The organism is Saccharopolyspora antiqui, from assembly GCF_052246905.1.
Taxonomy (GTDB): Bacteria; Actinomycetota; Actinomycetes; order Mycobacteriales; family Pseudonocardiaceae; genus Saccharopolyspora.
On the sequence record NZ_JBQQBO010000049.1, the window covers coordinates 1 to 13159 of the forward strand.

At 71.2% G+C, this 13159-nt stretch carries 9 protein-coding genes and 2 pseudogenes; 7 read left to right on the forward strand and 4 right to left on the reverse strand.

Going from position 1 to position 13159, the window contains the following annotated elements; translation table 11 throughout:
- Positions 1 to 148: 148 nt before the first annotated feature.
- The gene (gene lysA, locus ACTWQN_RS37730) at positions 149 to 1468 is read right to left on the reverse strand and encodes a diaminopimelate decarboxylase (RefSeq protein ID WP_443208478.1); all 1320 of its coding nucleotides are present in this window, start codon (positions 1466 to 1468) and stop codon (positions 149 to 151) included.
- 151 nt (positions 1469 to 1619) lie between these two features.
- On the opposite strand from lysA, the gene ACTWQN_RS37735 reads away from it, so the two are divergent.
- Together ACTWQN_RS37735 and ACTWQN_RS37740 are read left to right on the forward strand one after the other, a co-directional pair.
- Positions 1620 to 3647, forward strand: coding sequence for a primosomal protein N' (locus ACTWQN_RS37735; protein WP_443208479.1), 2028 nt, complete (start codon positions 1620 to 1622; stop codon positions 3645 to 3647).
- A 115-nt stretch (positions 3648 to 3762) separates the two neighbouring features.
- Positions 3763 to 4209 (forward strand): annotated as a pseudogene (locus tag ACTWQN_RS37740) (GNAT family N-acetyltransferase); the annotation flags it as partial.
- Between the two features lie 169 nt (positions 4210 to 4378).
- Here the strand turns inward: ACTWQN_RS37740 and ACTWQN_RS37745 are convergent.
- A complete protein-coding gene (locus tag ACTWQN_RS37745) occupies positions 4379 to 5422 on the reverse strand; it encodes a polysaccharide deacetylase family protein (RefSeq protein ID WP_443208480.1) in 1044 nt (347 codons plus the stop codon).
- 180 nt (positions 5423 to 5602) lie between these two features.
- On the opposite strand from ACTWQN_RS37745, the gene ACTWQN_RS37750 reads away from it, so the two are divergent.
- Both ACTWQN_RS37750 and ggt read left to right on the forward strand, forming a co-directional pair.
- A complete protein-coding gene (locus ACTWQN_RS37750) occupies positions 5603 to 7201 on the forward strand; it encodes a putative glycoside hydrolase (RefSeq protein ID WP_443208481.1) in 1599 nt (532 codons plus the stop codon).
- Positions 7202 to 7547: 346 nt separating this feature from the next.
- The gene (ggt, locus tag ACTWQN_RS37755) at positions 7548 to 9344 is read left to right on the forward strand and encodes a gamma-glutamyltransferase (RefSeq protein WP_443208482.1); all 1797 of its coding nucleotides are present in this window, start codon (positions 7548 to 7550) and stop codon (positions 9342 to 9344) included.
- 107 nt (positions 9345 to 9451) lie between these two features.
- Here the strand turns inward: ggt and ACTWQN_RS37760 are convergent, their stop codons facing one another.
- Together ACTWQN_RS37760 and ACTWQN_RS37765 are read right to left on the reverse strand one after the other, a co-directional pair.
- Positions 9452 to 9826: an SLATT domain-containing protein gene (locus tag ACTWQN_RS37760; RefSeq protein ID WP_443208483.1), complete on the reverse strand. Its 375-nt coding sequence runs from the start codon at positions 9824 to 9826 to the stop codon at positions 9452 to 9454.
- 47 nt (positions 9827 to 9873) lie between these two features.
- Positions 9874 to 10080: pseudogene (locus tag ACTWQN_RS37765) on the reverse strand (hypothetical protein); the annotation flags it as partial.
- Positions 10081 to 10173: 93 nt separating this feature from the next.
- Between ACTWQN_RS37765 and def the strand changes: the two are divergent.
- From def to ACTWQN_RS37780, 3 genes are read left to right on the forward strand one after another with little or no spacing between them, the layout of a single operon-like run.
- Entirely contained in the window at positions 10174 to 10719 is a 546-nt protein-coding gene (def, locus tag ACTWQN_RS37770; protein WP_443208484.1) for a peptide deformylase, read from the forward strand.
- Between the two features lies 1 nt (position 10720).
- Entirely contained in the window at positions 10721 to 11644 is a 924-nt protein-coding gene (fmt, locus tag ACTWQN_RS37775; RefSeq protein ID WP_443208485.1) for a methionyl-tRNA formyltransferase, read from the forward strand.
- Positions 11641 to 13053, forward strand: coding sequence for an RsmB/NOP family class I SAM-dependent RNA methyltransferase (locus ACTWQN_RS37780; RefSeq protein ID WP_443208486.1), 1413 nt, complete (start codon positions 11641 to 11643; stop codon positions 13051 to 13053). The genes fmt and ACTWQN_RS37780 overlap by 4 nt, the downstream gene beginning before the upstream one ends.
- The last annotated feature ends 106 nt before the right edge of the window (positions 13054 to 13159 follow it).

The following is a 13159-nucleotide window of genomic DNA, read 5'->3' on the forward strand; positions in this document are numbered from 1 at the left end:
TTTCGCACTCACGACCCCATTCAGGTGAGGGGTGAGGGGCACCTGTGACCAAGTAAGTTGGTCACAGGTGCCCCTCACCTCGTCCTCGTCGCTTTGTGCGTAACGGAATGTGGTTTGTTCCGAGTGGGTTTCGTGGTTGCGACCGCGGTTAGGCCACGTCGCGGCGGAGCAGGTCGGTTTCGGTCTCGCGGCGGATCCACAGCTCGGCCGCACCGTCGGCGATCGCCACCACCGGAGGGCGGCACACCATGTTGTAGGTCGAGGCCATCGAGTGGTGGTAGGCACCGGTGCACGGCACCGCCAACAGGTCACCGACCCGGATGTCGCAGGGCAGCATCGCATCCGGGATCAGCACGTCACCGGCCTCGCAGTGCCGCCCGACCACGCTCATCGCGCGCTCCCGCGCATCGCCGACCCGACCGATCAACCGCACCGCGTAGCGGGAGTCGTACAGCGCGGGCCGCGGGTTGTCGCTGAACCCGCCGTCCACCGCGACGAAAGTCCGGGTGCTGCCGTGCTTCACCGTGACGACCCGGTACAGCGTCACCCCGGCGCGAGCCGCGATGGCCCGGCCCGGCTCCAGCGTCAGCCGCGGCACGACGAGTCCGTGCTTGCGGCATTCGTAGTGCAGCACGCGCGGAATCCGCGCGGCGAAGCCCGGCAGGTCGAACTCGGCGTCGCCGGGCCGGTAGGCGACCGCATGCCCGCCACCGAGGTTGAGCTGCGGCAACGTGACACCGTGGCGCACCGCGATCTCGGCCATGAACGCCACCAGCCGCCGCACCGCCTCCTCGTAACCGGCCACCTCGGCGATCTGCGAGCCCAGGTGGCAGTGCAGACCCACCAGCCGCAGCTCCGGCCGCTGCAACACCCGCGCCACCGCCGCCGCGGCCTGGCCACCGGCCAGCGAAAGCCCGAACTTCTGGTCCTCCACGCCGGTGGCTACCGCGCGGTGGGTGTGCCCGTCGATGCCCGGCGTGACCCGGATCAGGACGTCCTGCGCGCCGACCAGCCGATCGATCTCCGCCAGCGAGTCGATCACCACCCGCCCGACCCCGGCGTTGGCGGCGGTGCGCAGCTCCCGGTCGGTTTTCGCGTTGCCGTGCAACAGGATCCGCTCGGCGGGGAAACCAGCGGCCAGGGCTGTGGCGAGCTCCCCGGCGGAGCAGACGTCCAGCGACAAGCCCTCCTCGGCGAGCAGTCCCGCCATCCGACGGCACAGGAAGGCCTTGCCCGCGAAGGCGATCTCGGCGTCCAGCGCGCGGTAGGTGCGGCACCGCTCGCGGATGGTCGACACGTCGAGCACGTAGCCGGGGGTGCCGAACCGGTCGGCGAGTTCGGTGAGCGAGACGCCACCGATCGTGACGTCGCCGGACGGCATCGCCACCGCGCTGTCCGGCCAGGTCGAACCGTCCAGCTTCTTCGGCAGGCTGTGGCGGAAGGTGGGGAGTAGTTCGGCGAGAGTCACGATGACTTCCTCAGTACTCGGGAGTTGATGAGAACAGGCCTACGCCTCGCGGCTCGCGGGAGGCGATGTCCGGGCGCTGTCCTGACGCCCGGTGCACCGGTTCTGACGTGCTGTTGACGGTCCGGTCCGGGTGCTCTGGTAGAGAAGGGGCATGGCAGGTGCGAAACCCCAGCGGCGGAAGGGGGCGAAGGCAGCGCGGACTGCGGCGGCGAACCGACCGGTGGCCCGCGTGCTGGTCGACGTCCCGCTGCCGGTGCACCTGGACCGACCCTTCGACTACCTGGTGCCCGACCGGCTGGACGCCGACGCGGTGCCGGGCTGCCGGGTGCGGGTGCGCTTCCGCGGCAAGCTGGTCGACGGCTACCTGTTGGAGCGCAACGAGACCTCCGACTTCCAGGGCGCCCTGTCCTGGCTCGAACGCGTCCCGTCCCCGGAACCCGTGCTGACCCCGGAGCTGCTGGACCTCGCCCGCTCGGTGGCCACCCGCTACGGCGGGATGCTCGCCGACGTGGTGCGCTTGGCGGTCCCGCCCAGACACGCCGGGGCGGAGAAGTCGGCACCCCGCGAGCCCGAACCCCTGCCGCCACGCCCGGCCACCGAGGCATGGGCCCGCTACCAGCACGGAACGTCCTTCCTGGACGCGGTGCACGCGGGCCGCCCGGCACGAGCGGTCTGGCAGGCCCTGCCCGGCGAGGACTGGCCGACCCGGCTAGCTGAGGCCGCCGCTACCGCCGCGGCGGCCGGACGCGGCGCCTTGGTCGTCGTCCCCGATCACCGCGACCTGCAACGGCTGCACACCGCCTGCACCGGCTTGCTCGGCCCGGACGGCGTGGTAGCCCTCGCCGCGGAACTCGCCCCGTCCGAGCGCTACCGCCGCTGGCTGGCCGTGCTGCGCGGCGCGGCCCGCGTGGTGATCGGGACCCGCGCGGCGATGTTCGCGCCGGTGCACGACCTGGGTTTCGCGGCGGTGTGGGACGACGGTGACGACCTGCACAGCTACCCGCAGGTGCCCTACCCGCACACCCGCGACGTGCTGACCCAACGCGCCCACGCGGCGGGCGCGGCACTGATCGTCGGCGGATTCGCCCGCACCGCCGAGGCCGCCTTGCTCGCCGAGTCCGGCTGGGCGAACGAGCTCGTCGCGCACCGCACGCAGGTGCGGGCGGCCGCGCCGCGAGTGACCGCGATCGGCGAGGACGACACGCAGCTGGCCCGCGACCCGGCGGCGCGCGCCGCGCGGTTGCCGTCGGTGGCCTTCGAAGCGGCGCGCGCCGCCCTCGGCGCGGGAGTACCGGTGCTGGTGCAGGTACCGCGGCGCGGATACGTGCCCGCGTTGGCCTGCGGCGACTGCCGGGAGCGGGCGCGGTGCCGCCGCTGCGCCGGACCGCTGGCGCTGCCGGGCGGCACCGAAGGCGGTTCGCCCAAGCCAGCGGCGTGCAGCTGGTGCGGCGCCGCCGAAGCGGCGTTCAAGTGCACCTCCTGCGGTTCGCGTCGGCTGCGCGCGGTGGCCATCGGCGCTGGTCGCACCGCCGAGGAGCTGGGGCGGGCGTTCAGCAACGTCTCGGTGCGGACCTCCGGTGCTGGCGAAGTCCTGGCGACGGTGCCCGCGAAACCGGCGCTGATCGTGTGCACGCCCGGTGCCGAGCCGGTCGCCGACGGCGGCTACGGCGCGGCGCTGCTGCTGGATGGCCGCACCCTGCTGGCCCGCCCGGAACTGCGCGCGGCCGAAACGGCGCTGCGGCTGTGGTTCGCCGCAGCCGCGCTGGTCCGGCCCGCCCAGGACGGCGGGCGAGTGGTGGTCATGGCCGACTCGGCGCTGCAACCGGTGCAGGCCCTGGTGCGCTGGGACCCGGCCTGGTTCGCCGCCCAGGAACTCGCCGAACGCACCGAACTCGGGTTCCCACCGGCCCGCCGCGTCGCGGCCGTGGACGGCACCCCGGAGGCCATCGAAGCGCTGCTGGACTCGGCGGAGCTGCCCGCGACGGCGGAAATCCTCGGCCCGGTCCCGCTGGGCGAGGTCGACGAGGACGGCAACTCCGAACGAGAGCGCCTGATCGTCCGCGTCGACCGGTCCGATGGCCGAGCCCTGGCCAGCTCCCTGCACGCGGCCCAAGCAGTCCGAGCAGCCCGGAAAGCCGCCGAACTCCAAGTCCGCCTCGACCCCCTGGAAATGCTGTAGCCCTTGGGCGACCCGGCACCGTTTCAGTCGCTGGGCAGTTGTCTTGTTCACTGGGGCGGCTCGGCGGCTGCGGGCTTTCGGGGTGTGCTGGAATCGCAGTCGGTGAGGAGGTTCGATGGCGCGGGTGTTCCTGGAGACCGAGCGGTTGGTGTTGCGGGAGTTCGGGCCCGATGATGCTGACGCGATGTTCTCGCTCAACAACGATGCCGAGGTCATGCGGTTCATCAACGGCGGTGTCCCGGCCACCAGGGCGCACATCGAGGACGAGCTCATACCCGGGTACCTGGCGGGCTACCAGCGGTTCGGCGGGCTGGGGAGGTTGGCCGTCATCGAGAAGGCGACCGACCGGTTCGTCGGGGTGTTCAAGTTCCAGCCCGACGATGACGGGCCGCCCGACGAAGTCGAGCTCGGGTACCGGATGCACCGGTTCGCGTGGGGCAAGGGATATGCGACCGAGGGTTCGCTGGCGTTGATCCGCAAGGGATTCACCGAGCTGGGGTTGCGGCGGATCTGGGCGCAGACCATGACCGTCAACCGGGGCTCGCAGCGGGTGATGCAGAAGGCCGGGCTGCGCTTCGTGCGGACCTTCTTCAAGGAGTGGCCGGAGGGCCCCATCGACGGTGACGAGCACGGCGACGTCGAATACGCGCTGACCCGCGACGAATGGCTGAGTTTCCAGTCGTGGTTGGGCAACCCCGGTTTGGCGCGGTTTTTCCCACCCACGACCACTTTCAGTACCGGTAGAGGCGCGACCCGACCGAGGGTGCGGGTTGGGGGTCGGCGGCGTTGGGTGCGGAGATCCGGTTCGGGTCGCCGTCGGAGGTGTAGCGGCGGGCCGGATCGGCGGCGAGCTTGTCCAGCCACGCCGTGGAACCGAACTGCGCGTCCTGGCCGGTCGGCCCCTGGGAGCGGATCCGGGGCACGTTGGCCGGATCGAAGTCCGCCGCCCACGGTGACGGCGCCGGGTTGGAACCGACCAGCATCACGCTGCCGTAGTGGTACGTGATCCCGTCGGCCGAGCCGTCCGCGGCCAGCCGCTCGTTGTCGGGGTGCACGCCCAGCGGCAGCGCGATCGACTGCACCTGCAGGCCCGCGACGGCATCGGTGATGACCCGCTGCATCCCGGCGATCTGCTGCTGCGCCTCGGAATCCGACACCTGACCGAGGTTGGGGTGGTCGAGCGTGTGGTTGCCGATCTCGAAGCCGTGCTCGTGCAACCAGGTGAGGCTGCGCCGACCGGTGGGCTCCTCGAACGGCGGGTTGAACACGTAGAACGTGGCCACCGGGCGGAATCCGGGATGCGCGGCGGCGACGTCGAGCAGGATGCGCGTGCCGGTGCCCGGCGCCGGTTCGCCCGCACCGTCCAATGTGAACTGGGTGGCCGAGCCGTCGTCGAAGGTGAGCACGACCGGATGCTTCCCGGCCGGGATGTCGAACTGCCCGGTGGCGTACTCGGTGGCGGTGACCGGCACGTAGTCCTCGGCGGCCAGCCGTTGCAGCTCCGCCCGGAAATCCTCCGGCGTGCGGTCGTAAACGCTGGTCGGGGTGGCGGTGATCCGGTGGTACATGAGCACCGGGACATCACCGAGTTCGTTGGCCCCTACCGACTCCGGCGATGGCAGCGGTGGGGGCGGCGGCGGAGGTGGCGGTTCGGCTGCGGCGTCTGGCTGGGCCGGGGTGGCGGTGTCCGCGCTGCATCCGGCGGCGAAGATCGCGAGCAGGACGATCGCCGTCGCCGCGATGGCGGCGCGCCCGGTGCGCACTGTTTGCAACATCGTCGCCAAGGTTAGAGATCAAGCATGCGGTTGGGGATACTCCAAGTGGCCAATTGATCTCCGCCGAACAGGCTGGGAAGGTGGACGCGCCGGTCGCCGATGGCGGTCGACTTCCAACTTGATCAAGCACGAATTTCGTGCAGCCGCGCGAGTTCGCCTGAAGTCGGGGAGGCGAAAGCGATGACGGATGCTGCATCTGGAACGGCGCGTGCCAAAGCGGTGCTCGCCGATATTCCCAGGTCGGTCGTGGTCGGGGTGGGTGCCGCTTTGGTGCTGCTCCTCGGCTCCCTGTTGTTGCGCCCAATGTCCACAGAGGACATCCAGATCACCGGGTTACCGGATCATCCCATTCCGTCCAGCGCGGTGGGCTCGATCCAGATCCGGGCCGGTACCGCCGATGGGGTGCGGGTGCTGGTGGACGGTCGGGAGACCCCGACGGTCCAGCAGCGGGACGCGCACCTGGTGCAGGCGGCCGGATTGCCGGACGGACCGCACGAACTGCGCGTGGTGGTGCCGCGCAACCCGTCCTGGCTCGGCTCGGTCACCACCACCCGAACGTTCACAGTGGACAGCACACCGCCGGAGCTGCTGGTAGACGACTCGCTGCGGCCGGACGGGCCGAACAAACCGGTGATGGTAACCGGCACTGTCCACGGGGCCACCCAGGTCGTGGTGGCTGGAAAGCCGGTGCCGCCGGATCCGCAGGGCGGGTTCAGCGCGGTGGTCGACCGACCGGACCGGGAGGTCCAGGTGGTCGCCACCGACGCCGCGGGCAACCACGTCGAGCGGATGATGACCGTCCACATCAGACACCCGGGGATGCGTGCGGTGCACCTGACCGGGCTGGCCTGGACCAGCGACGCGCTGCGCGAACCGGTCCTGGAGATGGCCCGGCAGGGCAAGATCGACACCATCGAGCTGGACCTCAAGGACGAGAGCGGCGAAGTCGTCTACGACTCCGCGGTGCCGATGGCGCACCAGATCGGCGCGGTCAAGGGCTACTACAACGCGCGGCAGGTGCTCGACCAGCTGCACGGCATGGGCGTGCGGGTGGTCGGTCGGCTGGTCGCCTTCAAGGACCCGGTGCTGGGCGCGGCGTCCTGGCACGGCGGGCACCCGGAGCGGGTCGTGCAAACCGCCGGTGGCCAGCCGTGGAGCAGCGGCTATGGCGACTACGCCTTCACCAACTTCGCCGATCCCGTGGTGGCCCGGTACAACATCGACATCGCCGCCGAGGCCGCGGCGCTCGGCTTCGACGACATCCTCTACGACTACGTGCGCCGACCGGACGGGCACCTGGAACAGATGCGCATCCCCGGCCTGACCACCACGCCGGAGGCCGCCATCGCCGACTTCCTGCGGCAAACCCAACCCGAGGTGCGGTCGCGGGGTGCGCTGCTGGGTGCGTCGGTGTTCGGCATCTCGGTGGACCGGCCGACCGAGATCGCCCAGGACATCCGGCAGATCTCGCAGTTCGTCGACTACATCTCGCCCATGGTGTACCCGTCGCACTGGGGGCCCGGGGAGTTCGGCGTCGGCAACCCCAACGCGCAGCCCTACGACATCGTGGCGCGGTCGCTGGCGGCGTTCGCCAAGGCCGTCGAGGGCACCGATGTGCAGATCATCCCGTGGTTGCAGGACTTCAGCCTCGGCGTCAGCTACGGCCCGGCGGAGGTGGCGGCGCAGATCAACGCCGCGCGGGACAACGGGATGACTTCGTTCCTGCTGTGGGCGCCCAACTGCCGCTACCACGACGCGGCCCTCGGCCCCACCAGCTGAACCCGGGCGCGATTTCGCGAGCAAGAGAGTGCGCGGGTTGGTTTGGGTGGCGGTGCGGGTGGCAGACTTGGCGTTTTCGCGCGAAATCGCCACCCGCCCCGCATGGGAGACGGCGATTTCGCGCGAAATCGCCCACCTCACCCGAGGTGGGAAGCGGCTCACGCCGCTTGCCTGACGACCGCCCCCGGCTGCACCCAATCCGCGCGAGCTCTAACATGCGTTCGCCCGGGTGGACGCCAAAATCTCGCGAAATCGCGCCGGATCTCGAAAGTGCTTGCCGTGCCAGTGTTGTATTGGGCCCGCAGACTGGGCAGAGTATGCGGCGTTGTCGACGTTGGAGGTGGCAATGGTTGCCAGGCCCGTTCGACTCGCCATCGGCGTGCTCGCGTCGTGCGCTCTGGTCGTGCCAATGGCGCAGGCGAGCCCAGGTGGTCCACCGGCTCAGCCGCCCAAGCAGGCCGAGGCGACCGGCTACGGCGGTGCGGTTTCCAGCGTCGATGCTGATGCCACGCAGATCGGGATCGACGTGCTCAGGCGCGGCGGCACCGCGGCGGACGCGGCCGTCGCGGTGGCGGCGGCGCTGGGCGTCACCGAGCCGTACTCGGCCGGTGTCGGTGGCGGCGGTTTCTTCGTGCACTACGACGCCAAGACCGGCGAGGTCGAGACGATCGACGGGCGGGAGACCGCGCCAGCGACCGCCGGAGAGGGCCTGTTCCTGGAGAACGGCCAGCCCATCCCGTTCGACGAGGCGGTCACCAGCGGGCTCGGTGTCGGCGTGCCCGGCACCCCGATGACCTGGCGGGAAGCGTTGCGGCGGTGGGGCAACAGGGACCTCGCCGAGGTGCTGCGCCCGGCCGAGCAGTTGGCCCGCAACGGGTTCGTCGTCGACGAGACCTTCCGCCAGCAGACCCAGGAGAACCAGGAGCGCTTCAGCGCCTTCCCGGCCACCCGCGACCTGTTCCTGCCGGGCGGCCGACTCCCCGAGGTCGGCAGCGTGCTGCGCAACCCCGACCTCGCCGACACCTACCGCACCTTGGCCACGGACGGCATCGGCACGCTCTACCAGGGCGAGATCGGCGCCGACATCGTCAAGGCGGTGAACCACCCGCCGGTCGACCCGGCCGCGAAGCGCAACGTGCGTCCCGGCGACATGAGCACCGGTGACCTGCGCGCCTACCGCACCATCGAGCAGGCGCCCACCCAGATGACCTACCGGGGCCTCGACATCTACGGCATGGCGCCGGTCAGCTCCGGTGGTACGACCGTCGGCGAGGCGCTGAACATCCTGGAGCCCACCGACCTCGCCCACGTCGACAAGACCCAGTACCTGCACCGCTTCCTGGAGGCGAGCAAGATCGGCTTCGCGGACCGCAACCGCTGGGTGGGCGACCCGGCGTTCAGCGACGTGCCCACCGAGGACCTGCTCAGCCAGCGCTTCGCGGACTCCCGAGGCTGCTTGATCACCGACGACGCGGTGCTGCCGACCCCGGTCGCCGCCGGTGATCCGCGCGCCCCGCAGGACTGCCAGGCGCGCACCTCCGGTGGCGCCGAACCGCACGAGGGGCCCAACACCACGCACCTGACGGTGGCCGACCGCTGGGGCGACGTGGTTGCCTACACGCTGACCATCGAGCAGACCGGCGGCAGCGGCATGGTGGTGCCGGGCCGAGGATTCCTGCTCAACAACGAGCTGACCGACTTCAGCTTCACCCCGGTCACCCCGGGTGAGCCGGATCCGAACCTGCCGGGACCGAGCAAGCGCCCGCGCAGTTCGATGAGCCCGGTGATCGTGCTGCAGGACGGCAAGCCGTTGCTGGCGGTGGGAAGTCCGGGCGGCGCGACGATCATCACCACGGTGCTGCAGGTGCTCACCGGTCGGTTGGACCGCGGAATGTCCCTTGTGGACGCCATCGCGGAGCCGCGGGCATCGCAGCGCAACACCGCGCAGACCGATGCGGAGCCGGGCTTCCTGGCCCAGCCGGAGGCGGAGAAGCTGCGGGCCATCGGGCACCAGTTCAAGCCCACCACCGAAATCGGCACCGCGACCGGTGTGGAACGGCTGCCCGACGGCCGGTGGGTCGCCGCCGCGGAACGCGAACGCCGCGGCGGCGGCGCGGCAGCGGTAGTCCACCCAATCCCCTGACCCCAACAGCGCCTCCGCGGTGATGCATCGAGGTGAGGGGCACCCGTGACCCAGTAACTTGGTCACGGGTGCCCCTCACCCCTACCCGTTCGTTCGGTGTCGGAGTGCTACCTGGTGCGGTTGGCGTGCCATCTGGTGTGTTCTCGGCTGATCACTGTTTCGGCGTCTACCACCGCGGTCGACCACTGTTGTTCGGTGAGGTCTTGGTTGAGCGTGGTGCGGATCAGGGCCAGTTCGCGGGAGGCCATGCGGTAGGCGGTGGCGGTTGCGTTGTGCTGGTGGGTGGCGTTCCAGGCGGCCAGTGCCAGCGCCACTGGTGCCGCGATGCCCGCCAGGGGGAAGTCGACCACGCCGGAGGCCTTGGCCAGCGCACCGGCGACGCCCACCACCTCCATCGCCAGCATCGTGGTCCGGCAGATCCGCGCGCTGCGCTGGTGGTGGTGCGCCCGGCTCGCGTACCAGTCTTGCTGGTCGTGGACCACAGGTCGATCGCCGCCGCGCCGATGCGCAAGGTGAACGCCGCGAACGCGGCGGCCAGCACGATCAGCACGAGCCGACAGCGGTAGGCCCGCAGGTGGGTTTGGTGCTGGTGCAGCGACGCCGTGTCGGCCGCTTGGAACAGTCCTGGGTAGTCGCCGTGGGTCAACGCCTGAAGCCGATCGGTACTTGACATTCCTGCTCCGTGCCTCGGGGGCTCCCAGTGAATCGCGCTGTTGGCGTCCTCGGAATCGGCCATTTCGGCGGAACTGGCGCGACAGCGACCTGAACCGGGTGACGACTAGACTCGTCGGGTCGCCAAACGCCGTCGTCGACATCCAAGGGAGCTCATGTGACCGTCCAGCCGATCAGACTCTTCGGCGACCCCGTGTTGCGCACCAAGGCCGACGAGGTGGTCGACTTCGACAAGGAATTGCGCACCCTCGTCCAGGACCTGTGGGACACCATGGAGGACCAGGGCGGCGCCGGGCTGGCCGCCCCGCAGCTGGGCGTCGGTCTGCGGGTGTTCACCTACCACTGCGACGGCTTCGCCGGGCACCTGATCAACCCCACCTGGACCGCGGTCGACGACGAGGAGCAGCTCGGCCAGGAAGGCTGCCTGTCGATCCCCGGTATGTCCTGGGACTGCCTGCGCGCCCGGCACGTGGTGGCCCGCGGCTGGAACATGCACGGCGATCCCGTCGAGGTCGAGGGCACCGATCTGCTCGCCCGGTGCATCCAGCACGAAACCGATCACCTCGACGGCGTGCTGTTCGTCGACCGGCTGGACGAGCAGACCCGCAAGGCCGCGCTGCGCGAAATCCGCCAGGCGGAGTGGTTCGACGGCGCCCCACCGGTGATCAAGGAAAGCCCGCATCCGCTGTTCGGGGGGCGCTGACATGCGCGTGGTCTTCGCGGGCACTCCCGCCCCGGCGGTGCCCGCGCTGCAGGCGCTGCTCGACGCCGACCGGCACGAGGTCGCCGCGGTGCTCACCCGGCCGGACGCCCCGGCTGGACGCGGCCGCAAGGTGCTGCGTTCCCCGGTCGGCGCGCTCGCCGACGAGCACGGCATCGAGGTGCTCACGCCCGCGCGCGCCTCGGACCCCGACTTCCTGCGGCGGCTCGGCGAGCTGGCCCCGGACTGCTGCCCGGTGGTGGCCTACGGCGCGCTGCTGCGGGCGGAGGCACTGGCCATTCCGAAGTTCGGGTGGGTGAACCTGCACTTCTCGCTGCTGCCCGCCTGGCGCGGCGCCGCCCCGGTGCAGGCGGCCATCCGGCACGGCGACGAGATCACCGGGGCCAGCACCTTCCGCCTGGTGCCCGAGCTGGACGCCGGGCCGGTCTTCGGCGTGGTCACCGAGCAGGTGCGCGCCACCGACACCGCCGGTGAGCTGCTGGATCGGCTCGCCGTCTCCGGCGCCGGGCTGTTGACCGCCACCCTGGACGGCATCGAGGACGGCACGCTGCGCGCCGAGGAGCAGCCCGCGGACGGCGTCACCTTCGCCCCGAAGGTCACCGTCGAGGACGCCAGGGTCGACTTCACCGCCCCGGCGGTCGCGGTGGACCGGTTGATCCGATCGGTCACCCCGGATCCCGGTGCGTGGGCGCTGCTGCGGGACGAGCGGTTCAAGCTCGGACCGGTGTCCATTGTGGATGAAGAACTGCCGCCCGGTGAGATCCAGGTGCAGCGCCGTCGCGTGCTGGTCGGCACCGGCACCTCGGCGGTCGCGCTGAGCGAGGTGCAGGCGGCGGGCAAGAAGCGGATGGCCGCCACCGACTGGGCGCGCGGAACCCGCATCGAGCAAGGAGAACGGCTCAAGTGAACGATCGTCGCCGCGGACCGTCCCGGCCGTCGAAATCCCGCCCGCCGCAACGCAAAACCGGCCCGACGCGGCCGGTGGAGGTCGACCCGGCCCGCCTCGCTGCGGTGGAGACGCTGCGCGCGGTCCGGGAACGCGACGCCTACGCCAACCTCGTGCTGCCGCCGCTGCTCAGGCAACGCCGCATCACCGGCCGGGACGCCGCGCTGGCCACCGAGCTCACCTACGGCGCCTGCCGGGCGCAGGGGTTGCTGGACGCCGTCATCGGTGACTGCAGCACCCGGCCGCTGGCCGAACTGGAACCGAAGTTGCTCGACGCGCTGCGGCTCGGGGTCTACCAGCTGCTGCGCACCAGGATCCCGGCGCATGCCGCCGTGGCATCCACTGTGGACATCGTGCGGTTCGAATCCGGTTCGAAGCTGGCCGGTTTCGCCAACGCCGTGCTGCGCCGTGCCACGCAACTCGACGAACAGGGCTGGGTCGAAAAGGTCGCCCCGGCGCGCGCCGACGACCCGGTCGGGCACCTCGCGATGCGCTACGCCCACCCGAAGTGGATCGCGCAGGCCTTCGCCGATGCGCTCGGCATCGAGGAGTTGGAAGCGGCGCTGGCCGCCGACGACGCCCGCCCGGCGGTGCACCTGACCGCGCGCCCCGGCGAGATCAGCGCCGACGAGCTCGCCGCCATCACCGGCGGCGACCCGGCACCGTACTCGCCGTACGGGGTGCGGCTGGAGGCGGGCGCCGGTGACCCCGGCGACCTGGAGCCGGTGCGCGAAGGCTTCGCCGCCGTGCAGGACGAAGGCAGCCAGCTGGTGTCGCTGGCGCTGACCCGGCCCGAGGTCGAAGGCTCGGATCTGCGCTGGCTGGACCTGTGCGCCGGGCCGGGTGGGAAGGCCAACCTGCTCGGTGCCCTGGTCACCCTCGACGGCGGTGCGCTGGATGCGGTGGAGCAGGCGCCGCACCGCGCGGACCTGCTGCGGAAGGCGACCCGGGGCCTGTCGGTGTCGGTGCACGTGGCCGACGGCCGCGACCCAGGGCTGGCGCCCGGCTTCGACCGGGTGCTGGTGGACGCGCCGTGCACCGGGCTGGGGGCGCTGCGGCGCCGACCGGAGGCGCGGTGGCGGCGGCAGCCCTCGGACGTCGGTGATCTGACGAAGTTGCAGCGCGAACTGCTGCTGTCGGCGATCGGTCTGACCCGGCCGGGAGGCGTGGTGGCGTACGTGGTGTGCTCGCCGCACCTGCCGGAGACCGAGGGCGTGGTGGCCGACGTGCTGCGCCGAACGGGCGTCACGCAGCTGGACGCGCGCCCGTACTTCCCGGACGTGCCGGACCTCGGTGACGGGCCCGGGGTGCAGCTGTGGCCGCACCGCCACGGCACCGACGCGATGTTCTGCGCCCTGCTGCGGGTGTGACCTTGAACTCGTTTTGCGTTGCGGTGGCGGAACCTCGGTGCCTGTCTTCGAAGTGGCTGCGTCGGGCCGAGCGCCTCGGGTAGGGCGGGGGGTTTTGGAGCGACAG

What these genes read in the sequence shown, in the direction of transcription:
- ACTWQN_RS37745 (WP_443208480.1), bottom strand. Translation starts at nt 5,422, where the DNA reads ATGTTGCAAACAGTGCGCACCGGGCGCGCCGCCATCGCGGCGACGGCG.
- fmt (WP_443208485.1), top strand. Translation starts at nt 10,721, where the DNA reads ATGCGCGTGGTCTTCGCGGGCACTCCCGCCCCGGCGGTGCCCGCGCTG.
- ACTWQN_RS37750 (WP_443208481.1), top strand. Translation starts at nt 5,603, where the DNA reads ATGACGGATGCTGCATCTGGAACGGCGCGTGCCAAAGCGGTGCTCGCC.
- ggt (WP_443208482.1), top strand. Translation starts at nt 7,548, where the DNA reads ATGGTTGCCAGGCCCGTTCGACTCGCCATCGGCGTGCTCGCGTCGTGC.
- ACTWQN_RS37735 (WP_443208479.1), top strand. Translation starts at nt 1,620, where the DNA reads ATGGCAGGTGCGAAACCCCAGCGGCGGAAGGGGGCGAAGGCAGCGCGG.